This window comes from Coprococcus intestinalis (assembly GCF_023656595.1).
GTDB lineage: Bacteria > Bacillota > Clostridia > Lachnospirales > Lachnospiraceae > Coprococcus_A > Coprococcus_A intestinihominis.
Genome location: NZ_JAMOKJ010000025.1, coordinates 15,177 through 32,820 on the forward strand (window position 1 = coordinate 15,177; position 17,644 = coordinate 32,820).

Annotated in this window: 18 protein-coding genes; 17 read left to right on the plus strand and 1 reads right to left on the minus strand. The window is 45.0% G+C overall.

The features are described 5' to 3' along the window. Window positions 1–202 precede the first annotated feature (202 nt). The 16 genes from NBH03_RS14500 (at window position 203) to rsfS (ending at window position 15,989) form a co-directional block, all read left to right on the plus strand. Complete coding sequence (locus NBH03_RS14500) at window positions 203–2,065, plus strand: TIGR03960 family B12-binding radical SAM protein (RefSeq protein ID WP_215689331.1); 1,863 nt, start codon at window positions 203–205, stop codon at window positions 2,063–2,065. Next, the gene (locus tag NBH03_RS14505) at window positions 2,055–2,762 is read left to right on the plus strand and encodes a TIGR03936 family radical SAM-associated protein (protein ID WP_117540132.1); all 708 of its coding nucleotides are present in this window, start codon (window positions 2,055–2,057) and stop codon (window positions 2,760–2,762) included. The genes NBH03_RS14500 and NBH03_RS14505 overlap by 11 nt, the downstream gene beginning before the upstream one ends. After that, window positions 2,763–3,953 carry a ribonuclease E/G gene (locus NBH03_RS14510; RefSeq protein ID WP_250799993.1) on the plus strand — a complete coding sequence of 397 codons (1,191 nt, stop codon included), beginning with the start codon at window positions 2,763–2,765 and terminating at the stop codon, window positions 3,951–3,953. Window positions 3,954–4,131: 178 nt separating this feature from the next. Further along, on the plus strand, window positions 4,132–6,690 hold the full coding sequence (locus tag NBH03_RS14515) for an ABC transporter substrate-binding protein (RefSeq protein WP_250799994.1): 2,559 nt from the start codon (window positions 4,132–4,134) through the stop codon (window positions 6,688–6,690). A 19-nt stretch (window positions 6,691–6,709) separates the two neighbouring features. After that, complete coding sequence (locus NBH03_RS14520; protein ID WP_015514194.1) at window positions 6,710–7,561, plus strand: carbohydrate ABC transporter permease; 852 nt, start codon at window positions 6,710–6,712, stop codon at window positions 7,559–7,561. A gap of 10 nt (window positions 7,562–7,571) precedes the next feature. After that, a complete protein-coding gene (locus NBH03_RS14525; RefSeq protein ID WP_015514195.1) occupies window positions 7,572–8,423 on the plus strand; it encodes a carbohydrate ABC transporter permease in 852 nt (283 codons plus the stop codon). 45 nt (window positions 8,424–8,468) lie between these two features. Then, window positions 8,469–10,145 carry an HlyD family efflux transporter periplasmic adaptor subunit gene (locus tag NBH03_RS14530; RefSeq protein ID WP_250799995.1) on the plus strand — a complete coding sequence of 559 codons (1,677 nt, stop codon included), beginning with the start codon at window positions 8,469–8,471 and terminating at the stop codon, window positions 10,143–10,145. After that, window positions 10,145–11,485 (plus strand): hypothetical protein, encoded by a 1,341-nt coding sequence (locus tag NBH03_RS14535; protein ID WP_250799996.1) that lies wholly within the window; start codon window positions 10,145–10,147, stop codon window positions 11,483–11,485. Before NBH03_RS14530 ends, NBH03_RS14535 begins: the two co-directional genes overlap by 1 nt. A 107-nt stretch (window positions 11,486–11,592) precedes the next feature. Continuing rightward, complete coding sequence (rplU, locus tag NBH03_RS14540; RefSeq protein WP_015514198.1) at window positions 11,593–11,901, plus strand: 50S ribosomal protein L21; 309 nt, start codon at window positions 11,593–11,595, stop codon at window positions 11,899–11,901. A 15-nt stretch (window positions 11,902–11,916) separates the two neighbouring features. Then, window positions 11,917–12,243, plus strand: coding sequence for a ribosomal-processing cysteine protease Prp (locus tag NBH03_RS14545; protein WP_015514199.1), 327 nt, complete (start codon window positions 11,917–11,919; stop codon window positions 12,241–12,243). A gap of 3 nt (window positions 12,244–12,246) precedes the next feature. Beyond that, on the plus strand, window positions 12,247–12,537 hold the full coding sequence (gene rpmA, locus NBH03_RS14550) for a 50S ribosomal protein L27 (RefSeq protein WP_015514200.1): 291 nt from the start codon (window positions 12,247–12,249) through the stop codon (window positions 12,535–12,537). A 114-nt stretch (window positions 12,538–12,651) separates the two neighbouring features. Beyond that, the gene (gene obgE, locus NBH03_RS14555; RefSeq protein ID WP_015514201.1) at window positions 12,652–13,932 is read left to right on the plus strand and encodes a GTPase ObgE; all 1,281 of its coding nucleotides are present in this window, start codon (window positions 12,652–12,654) and stop codon (window positions 13,930–13,932) included. 14 nt (window positions 13,933–13,946) lie between these two features. After that, a complete protein-coding gene (gene yhbY, locus NBH03_RS14560) occupies window positions 13,947–14,249 on the plus strand; it encodes a ribosome assembly RNA-binding protein YhbY (RefSeq protein WP_015514202.1) in 303 nt (100 codons plus the stop codon). Window positions 14,250–14,273: 24 nt separating this feature from the next. Continuing rightward, window positions 14,274–14,888: a nicotinate-nucleotide adenylyltransferase gene (gene nadD / locus NBH03_RS14565; RefSeq protein ID WP_227081114.1), complete on the plus strand. Its 615-nt coding sequence runs from the start codon at window positions 14,274–14,276 to the stop codon at window positions 14,886–14,888. A 100-nt stretch (window positions 14,889–14,988) separates the two neighbouring features. Continuing rightward, the gene (gene yqeK, locus NBH03_RS14570; RefSeq protein WP_227081115.1) at window positions 14,989–15,576 is read left to right on the plus strand and encodes a bis(5'-nucleosyl)-tetraphosphatase (symmetrical) YqeK; all 588 of its coding nucleotides are present in this window, start codon (window positions 14,989–14,991) and stop codon (window positions 15,574–15,576) included. Between the two features lie 50 nt (window positions 15,577–15,626). After that, window positions 15,627–15,989, plus strand: a complete 363-nt coding sequence (gene rsfS / locus NBH03_RS14575) for a ribosome silencing factor (RefSeq protein ID WP_215689325.1) — start codon at window positions 15,627–15,629, stop codon at window positions 15,987–15,989. Between the two features lie 164 nt (window positions 15,990–16,153). Here rsfS and lexA read toward each other — a convergent pair whose 3' ends face one another. Next, window positions 16,154–16,771, minus strand: a complete 618-nt coding sequence (gene lexA, locus NBH03_RS14580; RefSeq protein ID WP_015514206.1) for a transcriptional repressor LexA — start codon at window positions 16,769–16,771, stop codon at window positions 16,154–16,156. 224 nt (window positions 16,772–16,995) lie between these two features. On the opposite strand from lexA, the gene yneA reads away from it, so the two are divergent. Continuing rightward, window positions 16,996–17,361, plus strand: a complete 366-nt coding sequence (gene yneA / locus NBH03_RS14585; RefSeq protein ID WP_215689324.1) for a cell division suppressor protein YneA — start codon at window positions 16,996–16,998, stop codon at window positions 17,359–17,361. Window positions 17,362–17,644 lie beyond the last annotated feature (283 nt).

Genomic DNA, 17,644 nt, shown 5'->3' on the forward strand with positions numbered 1-17,644 from the left:
TAGCTGTCGGATACCTAAGGTCAGCTTCGATAAATGGTTTGGACAAAATGGTTCATTCAAAATGGTTTGGACAGTAAAGAAGTTTTGACAATGCCACGCTCATGTAGTAATATGGATTCAGGTTGTCGCTTCTTCGGAGTAAATGCTCTGGAGGATTTTAAGAACAACTGTATTTGTAAAAAGTAAAAAAAGGATAAAAAGCATGAAGAAGTTAGCGTTAAGTGATGATATTTTATTAAAAATCGAGAAACCGGCCCGTTATCTGGGCAATGAAGTGAACCATGTGGTGAAGGATCCGGAAGGGAAGATCCGTTTTGCCATGTGCTTCCCGGATGTGTATGAGATTGGTATGTCCCATCTGGGTATCCAGATCCTTTATGATCTGTTGAATGCCCGGGAGGATGTGTACTGTGAACGTGTGTATTCCCCATGGATGGATCTGGATGAAGTGATGCGCAAGAAGCAGATTCCGCTGTTTGCGCTGGAATCACAGGATCCGATTAAAGATTTTGATTTTTTGGGCATTACGATCCAGTACGAAATGTGCTATACCAATATTTTGCAGGTTCTGGATTTGTCCGGAATTCCGATGTTGGCGGCTGACCGCGGCGAGGATGATCCGATTGTGATCGGTGGTGGCCCTTGTGCGTATAATCCGGAACCGTTGGCAGATTTTTTTGATATTTTCTATATCGGAGAAGGAGAGACGGTCTATGATGCACTGATGGATGCTTATAAAGCCAATAAGGCGGCAGGGGGCAGCAGGGAACAGTTCCTTGAAATGGCAGCTGCAATTCCGGGTTTGTATGTACCGGCTTTTTATGATGTGGCTTACAATGAAGACGGTACCATTGCATCCTTTGGACCGAATCGTTCATGTGCGCCTGCAATTATCGACAAACAGGTAGTGACCGATCTGAGCAGTGTCCGCTATCCTGAGAAGCCATTAGTTCCTTTTATTAAGGTAACACAGGATAGGGTTGTTCTGGAAATCCAGAGAGGCTGTATCAGGGGCTGCCGTTTCTGTCAGGCGGGCATGGTTTATCGTCCGAACAGAGAGCGTGAACTGGATTATCTGAAAGAACATGCGGATAAGATGCTGAATGCCACGGGACATGATGAGATTTCTCTCAGCTCTTTAAGTTCCAGTGACTATTCTGAACTGGAGGCATTGACAGATTATCTGATCCAGACCTGTGAGAACAGAAAGGTGAACATTTCTCTGCCGTCCCTGCGTATTGATGCGTTCTCTTTGGATGTTATGTCCAAAGTGCAGGATGTACGTAAGAGCAGTCTGACTTTCGCTCCGGAAGCGGGAAGCCAGAGAATGCGTGATGTGATCAACAAGGGCCTGACAGAGGAAGTGATTCTGAAGGGTGCAGCTGATGCATTTGCCGGCGGCTGGAACAGGGTGAAACTTTATTTCATGCTGGGCCTTCCGACAGAGACAGAGGAGGATATTGCCGGTATTGCAGATCTGGCGAATAAGGTTGCCAAGACGTTCTATGAGATTCCGAAGGGTGAACGCCCGGGTAATGGCCGTGTGGATGTGGTGGCAAGTACTTCTTTCTTCGTACCGAAGCCATTCACACCGTTCCAGTGGGTGCGTCAGTGCACGGATGAGGAATTCGTGGCGAAACAGAAGTTTTTGAGTGCGAAGATGAAGGAACAGATTAACCATAAGAGCATGCGGTATAACTGGCATGAATTTGAACTGACGAAACTGGAAGGCATTTTTGCCAGAGGCGACAGACGGCTTGGCAAGGTGCTGATGGCGGCCTACAGGAATGGCTGTATCTTTGATTCATGGTCTGAGTTCTTTAATTATGAAGGCTGGATGAAAGCTTTTGAGGACTGCCATGTGGACTATACGTTCTACGTGCATCGCGAACGTCCGCTGGATGAGATCCTGCCGTGGGATTTTATCAATGCTGGTGTGACCAAGGAATTTTTGAAGCGAGAATATCAACGGGCCAAGGAAGGCGTTGTGACACCGAACTGCCGTCAGGGATGTTCCGGCTGCGGCTGTCGTGTTTATGAAGGAGGTGTCTGCTATGAAGCTTAGAATGCGGTTTGGTAAAGAAGGAATTGTAAAGTTTATCGGGCATTTGGACATTATGCGTTACTTCCAGAAGGCATTCAGAAGGGCCAATGTAGATATCACTTATTCTCAGGGTTACCATCCCCATCCATGTCTGTCCTTTGCGTCACCGTTGGGGGTCGGACTTGAGAGTCGTGGAGAATATCTGGACATGGAAGTGAACAGTTTTGACGATTTGGAAGCCATGAAGAATGCTGTGAATGCCCAGATGGTAGAAGGCATTGTTGTTTACAGTATTCGCCATTTGCCGGATCAGGCGAAGAATGCTATGTCCATCATTGCGGCAGCTGATTATGAGGTAGGCTTCCGTGAAGAGATGGCACCTTGTGAGACCAAGCAGCTGAAGGCAGCTGTTGAAAGCTTTATGTCCCGTCCGGAAATCCGGGTCATCAAGAAGACAAAGAAGAGCGAGCGGGAAATAGACATTCGTCCTCTGATCTACAAGATGGTTGTGGAAGAAAATGGGAAGATCTTTATGCAGGTGGCAGCAGGCAGTGCAACGAACCTGAAGCCTGAACTTGTCATGCAGACACTTTGCCGTCTGGAAAATCTTGAAGAGAATGATTATGCGTGGTTGGTGACACGCTGTGATATGTATGCAGATAAAGGAAATGAGCAGACGGGCAGACAGCTTGTCTCGCTGGAGGACTTTGCAGAATAAATGAAAAGACAAATCGTTATTACGGGCTGGCAGTCGAAGGTACTGACAGCCCTTTATGAAGAAGACACACTTTGTGAGCTGAATCTTGAGCCGAAGAAAAGCCAGGTAAGAGTCGGCGATATTTATATAGGGAAAGTGAAACATATTGTACAGAATATTCAGGCAGCCTTTGTGGAGATTACACCGGGGGTGATGGGATACTATCCCCTGAAGGATAATGCTGTACATTTTTTTGTTAATCAAAAGAAAAACGACAAAATCGTTGCCGGGGATGAGATCGTTGTTCAGGTTGAAAAAGAGAATTTGAAGACAAAGGCCTGGTTTCTGACAGGACGGTTAAGTTTTCCGGGAAGATATACCGTGTTGACAAAGGGAAAAACCGGTATTCAGATATCTGCAAGGATCAAAGATACGGCGGAAAGAGATCGATTGACCGGAATTATTTCGGGTGAAGAAATCGAAGGGGCGGCATGGATGATCCGGACAGAAGCTTCCGGACAGAGAGCAGAAGTGATCGGGGAAGAGATGCATCGCTTAGAAGTTGACTATAATAGAATTATGTCAACTTCATGCATGAGAACATGTTTCAGTAAACTGATGTCAGGAGATTCGCCGTATACGCAGTTGATCAAAAAGTTTGCTCACGGCAGTACATGCAGAGTGACAACGGATCTTCCGGAAGTTTATGATGAATTGAAAGAAAATTTTGGCCGATGGGGTCTATCTGAGGAAGCTTTGCAATACTATAAGGATGATTCCTATCCACTGATCAAGCTGAAGGGGATTGAAGCGCAGATGGATAAAGCACTGCAGAAGCGTGTCTGGATGAGATCCGGCGCCTATCTGGTAATTGAACCGACGGAGGCGCTGACAGTGATCGATGTGAATACAGGCAAGGCCATCGGCAAACAGAAGATGGAGGAAAATTTTTTCAAGATCAACCTTGAAGCGGCGCAGGAAGTGTGCCGTCAGCTGCGTCTTCGCAATATTTCAGGTATTGTGATCGTCGATTTTATTAATATGAAAGATCCGGAGCATTTAAAGGCGCTTATGGATGTGCTGAGAGAAGAGGCGGCAAAGGACAGTGTACAGACAACGGTTGTGGACCGGACATCGCTGCATCTGGTGGAGATGACCAGAAAGAAAGTACACAGGTCTTTGGCGGAGCAGGTTCGCCTGCTGCCAGTGTAAGAGATTTTGGAAACGATTGATAGTTCAAATCGTAAGATTTTCGTAAAGAATTGCGCAAATCGTAAGGAAATTACATCTGTTTTTGGACACATTTTCTGATATAATAAACTTATTCAAACAGTTAATGATCGAAAGTGTTTGAGAGAATAAATGTTATTTTTTGAATGGAGGCGCATTTATGAAAAGAATGAAGAAGCTGACCAGTATCGGTCTTGTACTTGCAATGACTGTCGGCTTGTTGGCCGGGTGCTCAGGAAGCGGAAGCGGAAATGGTGAGGATGCTTCCACATCAGGCGGAAAGGGCCGCTATGTGGAAGAAAACTGGGGAGATCCATTGGAATCTCAGGATGATAACAATTACAGTTATATTCAGACGATGAAGCAATTGTCGGACGGTACGATCCGTGCAATTGTCAGTGACAGTTCGGACAGAGGATTTTCAGTTAAGGATTCTACAGACGGCGGTAAGACATGGGGGGATGCTTCCATGGATTTATCAGCCCTTGATCAGCTGAATCTCGGAGATGATAATACAGATGATGACGGCAATGGTGATTATGCTTACGTGGGCAATATGACCATTGATGCGGATGGCGATCTGGCTTTTGTTTATACACAGAGCCACTCAGAGACGAAGGATAATGTGACTTCTGTGGATTCAACTGTGAAGTATTATCTTCTGACAAAGGACGGCAAGCTGTCAGAGATAGCCATGGAGATTCCGAATCTCCAGAAGGAGCAGCATTATGAATATAATTCATCTGAGGATGAGACTGGTTCGAAGACCGATGATTCTGCTGATTCCGGTGTTTCCGCTGAATCAGAGACAGAGGATGACGGCGTTGTGATCAATGAAAATGGTGACAGCGACAATAACGGTGATACAGAGGCATCCAATGGTATCCAGACGCTCAAGTTAAAGGATGCCGAGAACCTGTATGTTGCAGATTATAACGGTGCAGTCTATCATGTGACAACGGCTGACGGCAAGATTACAGCCACATTTGATGATATGAACTTTGTCAACAATATGTATCTGTGCGGTGACAAGCTGCTGCTTGATGATTACGAGAAGGTTTATGAATATGATACAGCAACGGATAAGAAGACAGCTGAACATGAAGCATTGGCCAGTGTGATTACTTCCAAGGGCAGTGTCACGATCGCAGATTATCTGAAGGATGGACATACGATTTATTATTCCTGTACAGAGGGTATCTATACATACGATCTGGATAAGGATACTTCCGAACAGATTGTGGATGGCAATATGTCATCCCTGGTTTCCCCAAGTGGCAACGTAGAGTATCTGATTCCGAAAGATGACGGACAGATTCTTGTGAAGTTCAGTGATTATACCGGAGATACGTCTGAAGAATCTTTCCTGAATTATGCTTATGACAAAGATGCTGCAAAGCGTCCGGATAAGGAACTGACCATCTATACATTAAAGGATGATTATACAATCCGTACACTGGCTGCTGCTTACCAGAAGGCACATCCGGATGTTTATGTGAAGGTTGAAAGCGGTGTCAGTGGTGATGATGCAGTGACAACATCCGATGCCATCCGTACATTGAACACAGAAGTAATGGGCGGCAACGGCCCGGATATCCTGCTTATGGATGGACTTCCGGTTAATTCCTATGTGGAAAAGGGATTACTTGCAGATGTCAGTGATACAGTGAATCCGCTGATCTCTGATGGCAAGCTTTTTGATAAGATCGCACAGACCTATAAGGGTGATGACGGCAAGATTTATGCAGTGCCGATGACCTTCCAGGTGCCGATTGTAATTGGCCGTAAGAGTGATCTTGACAAGCTGAATAATTTGTCGGATTTTGCTTCTCTTGCTCAGGATTTTGTCAAGGATCACAAGAAGAATGAGAATTTTATCGAATCCTATAGTTTATATTCACTAGTTGGCGATATGATGTATACCAACTCAGCCAGTTGGTTCAAGGAAGACGGATCTCTTGATTCTGACAGCCTGAAATCCTATCTGAACGATATTAAGACCATTTATAATGCGGTTTACGAAACTTTATCAGATAAAGATAAGTCCGATATGGATCAAATGAAGCAGTACTATGCAAGTGAGGATTATGAAATGGATGCTTCCTGGTACGGCTCAGATCCAAGTTATATGGCTATGTACATTATGGCCGGCATGAATCGCATTGCCTACGGCAATATGGCCGGAACAAGCAGCCTTGGAGATCTCGCATCCATCATGAGAAAGGATGCCGACATTAATTACAAAGCACTGCCAGGTTCTGTTCAGAATGTTTATGTTCCGTCAGAGATTATTGGTATCAATGCCAAATCCAAGAATATAGACACAGCTAAAGAGTTCTATGCATTTGCCCTGAGTGCAGACGGTCAGAAGGCCATTGACAGTTACAGTGGATTCCCAGTGAATAAAGAACGCTTTGATGCTTCACTGGTTGATCCGGATGCAGGCACAGAAGGCTATGATCCGAATGAGTCCAAAGGCAGTTGGGGTATGACGGATGAGGATGGCAATGAGATCTCTGTTGACATTTACTGGCCGACAGACGATCAGATCGCACAGCTGAAGAACCTGATCGATTCTCTGGATACACCGTCTTATGGCGATTATACGATTTTGTCAACGATTTTGAAGGACAGTATGAATGCCATTATCGGAGATACTTCTGTGGATGATGCAGTCGAACAGGTTGTCAAAGATATCGATATTTACTTATCTGAATAAGAAAGAGGTATGAAAGCTTATGAAGATCAGCCTGAATAAGAAAAAACTTACTGATATTGCTTTCATTGTACCGAGTTTAGCAGGGGTCAGCATTTTTGTGCTGATCCCCTTTATAGATGTACTGCGCCGCTCTTTTACGAATGTATCGGGTACGCAGTTTGTTTTCTTTTCAAATTACATCACGATTTTTCAGAATGCGGCATTCAGACTGGCGTTTTCGAATACCATCAAGTTCATGGTGATCTGCATTCCGATCCTGATGATTTTTTCATTGCTGATCGCAGTGTTTTTGAATGCAGGCATCCGGGGAGCCAATTATCTGAAAACGGCATATCTGGTGCCCATGGCGATCCCGGTGGCTTCGGTTGTGCTGATCTGGCGGCTTTTGTTTCATCAGAATGGCTATTTCAGCGGCCTTCTGCATATGTTTGGGATGCAGTCACAGGATTGGATGGATACAGGATTTGCCTTCTGGATTCTTGTTTTCAGCTACGTCTGGAAAAATCTCGGTTACAATGTTGTTCTGTGGATGGCGGGCCTGACGGCTATCCCGGATACCCTTTATGAGGCGGCCAGAGCAGATGGAGCCAATAATATTCAGTGTTTTCGGTATATCACCATGCCGAACCTGATGTCGACACTGTATACAATCACGGTGTTGGCCTTTTTGAATTCTTTCAAGGTGTTCAGGGAGGCTTATCTGGTGGCGGGGGATTATCCTCATGAAAGTATGTATCTGCTGCAGCATTTGTTCAACAACTGGTTTAGGGAATTATCCCTTGACAAAATGTCTGCAGCGGCAGTTGTGATCGCATTGCTGATCCTTGTGCTGATTCTGGGTCTGCAGCGTTCATGGGACCGTGAAGATTAGGAGGCAGGAGATGAAACATAAGATTTTTAAAAGAATATTACTCCTGCTGCTTTTGGTTCTGGCAGTTATCATCTGTTTTCCGGTGGTGTTTCTGATTGTCGGTTCTCTGATGGGAACGGATGAATTGAATCATTATCTGGGGGCTGTGCTTGGAAAAGCCGATGGTTTTGCTTCATGGGCACTGCTGCCGACATATCCGACCTTTAAAGCTTATGTACAGCTCCTTTTGGATTCGCCGGAATTCTTTGTGATGTTCTGGAATTCCGTGAAGATGACGGGAGCGATTTTGCTAGGACAGATCGTGACCGGTGTGCCTGCAGCATGGGGTTTTGCAAGACTTGATATCCCGGGAAAGAAGGTTTTATTTAACCTGTATATCATTCTTATGCTGATGCCATTCCAGGTCACGATGCTGTCGAATTATCTGACACTGGATGCGATGCATCTGGTAGATACGCAGTGGGCCGTTATTTTGCCGGCCGCATTTTCCACATTCCCTGTATTTATTATGTATCATTTCTTCAGAAGTATTCCGAAGGGCATTATTGAATCGGCGGAATTAGATGGTGCCAATAAGTTTCAGGTGTTTTTGTCGATTGGGGTGCCGCTTGGTTCATCCGGCATTGTCTCAGCGCTGGTCTTAAGTTTTTTGGATGCGTGGAATCTGATCGAGCAGCCGCTGACATTTTTGAAGTCAAAGACGTTGTGGCCGTTGTCTCTCTATTTGCCGAATATCAGTATGGATAATGCAGGCTTGGCTTTTGTGGCATCGGTGATCACACTTGTTCCGTCACTGCTTGTTTTTCTTGCAGGACAGAACTATCTGGAACAGGGTATTGCAGCTTCGGCTGTCAAAGAATAAAGTCTTATAAGTGATCGACTTGTGAAAAAGAGGAGATACCAAACAATGAAATTAAAGCAACTGATGGATTTTGAGATGGATAAGAATAAAAAGAGTTCCCTACAGGTCAAAGCTGTCAAAGCGCTGGCGGGGTTCCTTATTCTGATGTTTTTATTAACGATTCTGTCAAGAGCCGCTGATTCTCTGACTATTGCGAAAGTCACAGCATCTGCTGCAACAGGCGGTGTTATCAGCCATAATATTGAAGTGGACGGCAATATTACGCCGAATAAAGATATTGCCATATCAACAAGTGCCAATATTAAGATTGCCTCCGTGGAAGCGACGGAGGGCAAAACCGTCAAAAAGGGAGATCTGCTGATCCAGCTTGATACAGCTGATCTTAAGAAAAAATTGCTTCAGGCGCAGAAAGAACTGCAGGTGGCAAAGGCAACAGCCTCTGACAAGAAAGCGAATGAAGCCATTGCGGCAGATACGAAATCAAAAAGCCTTCAGAGAACCTATGAAGATTATAATCAGACGGTGGCGGATGCCAATGACAGTGTTTCAAAAGCCGAATCTGATATGAACGAGGCCTGGAATGCTTATAATACATATAAGAATAGTAACAGCAATTCCGGTGAAACGGATACGACAGTCAGTGATTCTCTGGAAAAAACGGTTGAGGAGAAGCAGCTGGCTTATGATAAAGCAGTTGCCAATCTGGATGGGGTCGAAAAAGTTATAGAGGAGGAGATTAAAAAGGCTGAAAGCGGCAATTCCACCCTGACTCCGGAGGGAAAGCAGAAAATCCGTGAACAGGTGAATGCTTCCCTGATGCAAGATGTCAATACAGCAAAGGATGCATTGACGGAAGCCGAGAATGCGTTGTCTGCATATAACGAGCAGCAAAATAACAGCAGCAGTGCCAGCTATGATGAGCAGTTAAAGACATTGTATGATGATTATAAAGCAAAGGAAGAAGCTTATAATGAAGCAGTGAAGCAGCGGCAGTCCACCATCCAGTCTGCGAACCGGACGCTGGAGGATGCCAAAGCACCTGAGAACGTTGATACTGCGACGGCATTGACTGCAAATGATGATCTGGAAGAAAAGCAGCTGGCAGTGGATGAGCTTCAGAAGGTGATGGATGTCAACGGCAAGATCACGGCACCTTCCGATGGCCTGATTACAAAGGTGAATGTGACAACCGGTGAGACGACCACAGAAGATACAGTCATCCGTATTTCAGATCAGAGTGCCGGATATAAGTTTACAGCAACCTTGGACAAGGCCAGTGCCAAATATCTGTCAAAGGATGATAAGGTAACCCTGGATCTTGGCAACGGCACAACCGTTGAAGGTTTAACGGTACAGAGTATTGATGTTTCAGCAGAAGATAAGAATTCCTATGAATTGACGGTTTCTATCCCTGCAAAGGTCAAGAAACTGGGAAGTATCGCTACATTGAAAGTGGAGAAAGCCAGCAAGAAATATGATACATGTGTTCCGCTTGGTGCGCTGCATAGTGACGGAGACAAGTACTATGTGTATGTGATCAATGAAAAGGATACCATTCTGGGTACAGAAACAGCGGTGGATAAGGTTCAGGTGGATATTCTGGACAAGAATAATGAACAGGCAGCCATTGAAGGCTCTTTCAGTTGGGGACAGAAATTTGTCCTGACATCCAGCAAGACACTGCGCAACGGAGACCGTGTGCGTCTTGTGGAGGGAGAATAATGCGGCGGGCGGCAAAGCATGCGGGTAAATATATCCTTCTTTTGATCATGCTCGTATGCTTTGGACATATTCTGGCCATGGGTACGGAAATCGGAGGCTATGGTACGCCGGTGATCTATTATCTGAAAGAGGGCTATTCCCTGTCAATTGTGCAGGACATGCGAAAAAACGATGAGGAACTGGAGAATTATCTTCCCTTTACAGCGGTAGGGAGCCTTGATCAGCAGACCTTTACCAATGATGATCTCGGTAAAACTCTGACAGGTACGCTTACCTATATATATGGCAGTTCGGAGAATCTGTGTTCATCGGACGGCGAATTGATGGAGGACGATCTGACCGGCTGTGTATTGAGCAGTAAAGCGGCCTGGGAACTGTTTGGGGAGAGTGCCATAACCGGAGGCATTGTGACTTATAATGAAAAAAGCTACTATGTCAGAGGTGTTTATGAGGATACGAATGCGGTGGTTATTCTTCCGGCAGAGGTTGTTTTTGACAAGAAGCAGAGCGAAAATAGCGGGCAGAACAATTATCCGGCATCGGATGCAGATACTTCAGCTCCATCGACGGATACAGGGACAGCATCTACTGATTCAGGGAATACAGGCAATGCAGCTCAGGAACCATCCTTTAGCAAAATTGTCATCAAACCGGGAACAGAGATAAGCGGCAATGCAGAGAGAACGGAATATCTTCAGGCTTTTGAAAACAGATGGGGATTGGGCAGCGATAAAACAGATTGTCAGATTTATCAGCGGCTGGCGGTGTTTTTTATGTTTCTTCTTCCGGCATTGATTCTGATTCTTGTGGTGATTCGCGGTATCCGGTTTCTGATGGTCAACAGGTACCGTCCTTTCTGGCTGGCGGCCGGATTTGTGGGGCTGGCTGTGATGATCATGGTGTTCTTTGCCATTTGTCAGGCAAAACCGTCGATTCCTGCGGATATGATACCGAATACCTGGTCTGATTTTGATTTCTGGGGTGAAAAAATCACAACCTTCAAAAACAGTATACAGCATATTCTTTTTATCGATAAGAGTGAAGTGGAGCTTGGCTATTTCAGACCGCTGACATCCATGGTGGGTTATGCCGTTGTGGCGGTGATCATGTTTTTTGCTTCAGGAAGATTTTTCAAACCGGAGAAGGCAGAAGGCTTGTATGGCATGATACTTGCCGTGTGCGTGACGGAATTGATCGCTGTGTATCTGCTTCACAGATTCGGTGCCATGATAGAGGGAAAGAGAATGATGCTTTATCTCTGGCCTTACTTTGTTATTGGTCAGTTTATATTCCGAAAAAAAGACGCAAAAGTTGATGAAAAAACGGTTGACAGAGTTTAAAAAACATGGTAGTATACAGAAGATGCCGCACAGTGAGGTCTAAATTTGCAGAATAGCTTTGCAAATACCGTAACTGGCGAGTAATGTGAATAGGAGGTGCCCTATAAATGTACGCAATTATTGCAACAGGTGGAAAACAGTATAAAGTAGCAGAAGGCGATGTCATCAGAGTTGAGAAACTTGGTGTTGAAGCTGGTGCTGAAGTTGTTTTTGATCAGGTTCTCGTTGTAAGTGGTGACGAAGTTAAAGTTGGTGATCCAACAGTAGCAGGTGCTACAGTAACAGCTACAGCTGTTGGTGATGGCAAGGCTAAGAAGGTTATCGTTTATAAGTATAAGAGAAAAACTGGCTATCATAAGAAGAACGGTCATAGACAGGCTTATACAAAAGTTAAGATTGAAAAGATCAACGCTTAATTTTGAGGTCATGTGATGATCAGTGTGACAGTCTATAAAGACAAGAATAATCACTATACAGGTTTCAGATGCGACGGCCATGCGGAATATGCAGAGCCCGGTGAAGATATTGTCTGCAGTGCAGTTTCAGTGCTTACATTGAATACATGCAACGCCATTGAAGCACTGACAGAAGATGCATTCAGCGTCGGAGCAGATCAGGAAACAGGGTTGGTTGACTTTGATTTTGATGATGTGCCGGGACATGATGCAGCATTGCTCATCGATGCACTGGTGATCGGTATGCAGTCACTCTCGGAGCAGTACAGTGAGTTTATACATTTTGAAATCGAGGAGGTGTAACTCATGTTAACAATGAACCTTCAGTTTTTCGCTCATAAAAAGGGTGTTGGTTCTACTAAGAACGGTAGAGATTCCGAGTCCAAGAGATTAGGAGCGAAGAGAGCAGACGGACAGTTTGTAAAAGCTGGCAATATCCTTTACAGACAGCGTGGTACTAAGATTCACCCAGGTGTGAATGTTGGTAGAGGCGGCGATGATACTTTATTTGCACTGGTTGACGGTGTTGTAAGGTTTGAAAGAAAAGGTAGAGATAAGAAACAGGTTTCTATCTACCCAGTCGTAGTAAACGAATAATAGATTAAACGGCTTCAGATTTTGATATTTGAAGTCGTTTTTTTGAATCAGTATCTAATTAAAACGACAGAGGCAGCGCGGCATGCGGCTGTTCTGGCAGGAAGGAGTGTTTTTATGTTTGCTGATCAGGTTAAGATATATATACGCTCCGGCAAGGGCGGTGACGGTCACGTTGGCTTCAGACGTGAGCTTTTCGTTCCTGCAGGAGGACCAAACGGCGGCGACGGCGGTAAGGGCGGCGACGTTATTTTTGTTGTAGACGAAGGATTAAATACATTATCAGATTTCCGTCATATGAAGAAGTACTGTGCACCAAACGGTGAAGACGGCGGCAAGAACCGCTGCCACGGTGCGGATGGTGAAGATCTGATCATTAAAGTGCCGGAAGGAACGGTTATTCGTGATGCAGAATCAGGACGCGTGATCGCAGATATGTCCCATGGCAACAAGCGGGTGACTGTTTTAAAGGGCGGCCGCGGCGGTAAGGGCAATCAGCATTATGCGACAGCAACAATGCAGGCACCGAAATACGCTCAGCCGGGCCAGAGAGCCATGGAGCTTGTTGTTACCCTGGAATTGAAGGTGATTGCGGATGTAGGCCTTGTAGGTTTTCCGAATGTCGGCAAGTCAACTTTCCTTTCCCGTGTGACGAATGCACGTCCGAAGATTGCCAATTATCATTTTACAACACTGAATCCGAATCTGGGTGTTGTGGATCTTCCGGATGGCAGAGGATTTGTGATTGCGGATATTCCGGGTATCATTGAAGGTGCATCAGAGGGTGTGGGACTTGGTTTTGAGTTTCTGCGTCATATTGAGCGTACGAAGGTGATGATTCACATTGTGGATGCAGCCAGTGTTGAGGGACGTGATCCGATTGATGATATCTACAAGATCAATGCGGAGTTGGAAGCCTACAATCCTGAGATTGCGAAACGTCCGCAGGTGATTGCAGCCAACAAGATCGATACCCTTTATGAGGGCGAAAATGACGATGCCATTACATTGTTAAGAGAAGAATTTGAGCCGAAGGGAATCAAGGTTTTTCCTATTTCTGCAGTCAGTGGCAAGGGAGTCAGAGAACTGCTCTTTTATGTCCGTGAAATGCTGGATCAGATCGGGGATGAGCCGGTTGTATTTGAACCGGAATATGTACCGGTGAATACAGATGTTGAGGAACCATATACAGTCAGCGTTGAAGACGGGGTTTATGTTGTAGAGGGACCGCGTATTGAGAAGATGCTTGGCTATACGAACCTTGAATCTGAAAAAGGTTTTGATTTCTTCCAGAAATTCCTGAAAGAAAACGGTATTCTTGATGAACTTGAAAAGGCAGGTATACAGGAGGGCGATACGGTCCGTATGTATGGCCTGGAATTTGATTATTATAAATAAGAGGGATAATACAGATGATTAAAAATAGTAAGCAGAGAGCCTATCTCAAAGGGCTTGCCATGAACATGACACCGATTATCCAGATTGGTAAATCCAGTGTGACACCGGAACTGACACAGGCTGTGGAAGAAGCCCTCGAAGCGAGAGAGCTGATCAAGATTTCTGTTCTTCAGAATTGTCTTGATGATCCGCGTCAGATGGCAGAGGTACTGGCTGAACGTACACATGCAGATGTGGTTCAGGTTATCGGCAAAAAGATTGTTCTTTATAAAGAAGGCAAGGACAACAAAAAGAAAATTGTTCTTCCTGAGAAATAATATACGTCAGAGGAGATGCTTGCGATGAGCCGACGAAAACGTATCGGAATCATGGGAGGTACCTTTGACCCTGTGCATATGGTGCATCTGACGCTGGCTGAGAATGCCTATCACAGCTTTGGACTGGATGAAGTGCTGATGCTGCCGAATGGTGATCCGCCGCACAAAACGGACAAAATCATTACACCGGCAGTCCACAGACTGGCTATGCTTCAGCTGGCGGTGGAAGGTATTCCCTATTTTCGGATTTCTGATATGGAGATCAGACGGAAGGGGTACAGTTATTCCTCTGTCACCCTGGAGGAGCTGAAGAAGGCACATCCTGATACGGATTATTATTTTATTATGGGTGCGGATTCCCTTTTTCAGATTGAGACATGGCATGAACCGGCGGTCATTATGGCAGATTGTGTCATACTGGCGGCTATGAGAAACCATACGCCGGATGATGTTTTCAAGAAGCAGATGGATTATCTTGAGGCGAAGTATCATGCAGACATCCGATTCCTGAATATTCCGGATCTTGCACTGTCATCCAGCGAAATCAGGCATCGTGTCAGGGAACATCAGTCGATTCGTTTTATGGTTCCTGAGGGTGTTCGGGAATATATAGAGGAACATCAGCTGTATTGCAGATGAGAGCAGCCTTTCGGCTGTTCGGAATTTGCAGACAAATGATGGGTATAGTTGCTTCGAAAACGTTGTACTGGAATGACAGGACAGACAGAAGGAAATTTTGATGATGGAAATACAGGAAATTGAAGAGATATTGCAGCAGAAACAGAATCCGCATCGATACAGACATACCATCGGTGTGCGCTATACATCCATTTGTCTGGCTATGCGCTATGGCGAAGATCTGACAAAGGCGTCCTACGCGGGCTTGCTGCATGATTGTGCTAAGCATATGTCTGGTGAGAAGCTGTTAGAGAAGTGCCGCAGCCACCATTTGCCTGTTTCAGATATGGAGGCTAAGAATCCGTTCCTGCTTCACGGGAGAGTCGGGGCATGGCTGGCCGGGCACAGATACGGTGTCGAGGATCCGGAAATCCTCAGCGCCATTGAATGGCATACTACCGGTAAGCCGGATATGACACTTTTGGAGAAAATCGTTTTTACAGCGGATTATATTGAGCCGGGGCGGGATCAGGCACCGAATCTTGCATGGCTTCGTCAACTGGCATTTACAGACATTGATCAGGCAGTCTGCGAAATTCTGAAGCAGACATTGGATTATCTGCGTGATCAGGGCGGGGAGATCGATCCTGCCACAGAAGTTACTTATAGTTATTACTTACAGAAGTGTGCAGAGGATGCAGAATCATGATTCTATATCTGAATCTGCAATGTGCATATAGATAATTAATGGAGGTAAGCATGAATCAGTCTAAAAAAATGACCAAACTTGCAATTGCTGCACTGGAAGACAAGAAAGCCAATGATGTTCGTGTCATTGACATTGCTGGGGTATCTGTTATTGCAGACTATTTTGTGATCGCAAGCGGTTCCAATACCAATCAGGTGCAGGCCATGGCTGACAGCGTCCGTGAGGCCCTTGGAATAGCCGGTTATGGGCCTCGCCAGATAGAAGGCTATGGCGTCGCTAATTGGATCCTGATGGACTACAACGATATTATCGTGCATATCTTTTCTGATGAATCCAGAACATTCTATGATCTGGAAAGAATCTGGAGAGACGGCAAAGAAGTATCTGTGGGTGAATTTGAGACAGAAGAATAGTACTGTTTGAAAGTAAAGAAATAAAACGAATAAGCCGTCAGCTGACATCTGATGATCGAAAAACAGATGTCAGCTGGCGGCTTATTGCTGTTATGCAGGCAGTATCTAAAACAGAAAATAAAATATGAAAAGTCTGCTGCACAAAACGTCCGGACAGATATAAATTACATATCCATACGGACAAGGCCGATAACCTTGCCGAGAATTTCACAATGCTTCACGATAATAGGAGAGAAAGCATCGTTCTGAGGCTGAAGACGGTAGTGGTCTTCTTCCTTATAGAATGTCTTGACAGTTGCAGAATCATCCACCAGAGCAACAACCATATCGCCATTGTCGGCAGAAGACTGCTGCTGAACAATGACATGATCGCCATCTAAAATGCCGGCATTGATCATGCTTTCGCCTCTGACAGCCAGCATAAACAGTTCTGCGTTCGGCATCAGTTCGCTTGGTACAGGGAAATAACCTGTGATATTCTCAACAGCGAGAATCGGTTCGCCTGCAGTAACAGTACCGACGATTGGAATGTTCACCATCTCGCGTCTGGCAAGATTGAATTCATCGTCAAGGATCTCGATGGCTCTTGGCTTGGTAGGGTCTCTTCGGATATAACCATTCTTCTCCAGAGTCTCGAGATGAGAGTGAACGGAAGATGTGGACTTCAGATGAACTGCTTCACAGATCTCACGGACTGAAGGCGGATAGCCCTTCGCTAATAACTGAGATTTTATGTATTCAAGAATTTCCTGCTGCTTGGCAGAGATTTTACCATTTGACATATTCAATACCTCCTGTATGGATAACAAACTATTTTATCACTGATACTATCATAACACGGCAAACGTATATTTGCAAACAAATGTTTGAAATTTAATAGAAATGTAAAGAAATTCTATTGACAAACGAACTATTGTTCTGTATAATACAAACATAACAAACGAATGTTTGGAAAATGTGTTCGGAACGATTGTTTGCATTTGATAAAATGTGGAGGGATGAAGTGATGAGAAGAAGGAAAATGGTTTTAAAGAGACGCATTCGTATGGTGATCGCTGCGTTTATATTAATCCTGATCGGTATTCTGGTGATTCCTATCAGCCACTTTAAGGTGGCAGCCAGTGAGAAGAATATGCGTCAGATTGAGTACAAGACGTATGTTGTTCAGTATGGCGATACATTATGGGGGCTGGCAGACAGCTATATGGGGAAGAATTTTAAGAATCATCAGGACTATATCCATGATGTGATGCGTGCGAATGGTATGAATCAGGCGATGATTTATGAAGGACAGCTGTTGATCATTCCATGTGAAGGGGATGTGGCAGAGAATACACAGATGGCGGCAGCAGGTGAAGATATGAGAAACTGACCGGATTAGAGATGTTAGAGATGCCGATGCAGGCAGCCATTGAGCATATAAGCAGATCAGATCGCGAATGAAGATATAGGATGAATGTGCAGTTATAATTACGAAAGCGGATAAACAGGTGATCGATCCGGAGAAGGTGAATCAGGCAGTTATCCGCTTTTTATTTTTAGTTTGCGCGCCATGGGCGCGCTCTAACGGGTGAAAGTCCCGAACACGCCTAGGCGACAAGGAAGTGTATAGCTGAACAGCAAGGGTGTCTATCGTAAGGTAGAATCTGAAGGAA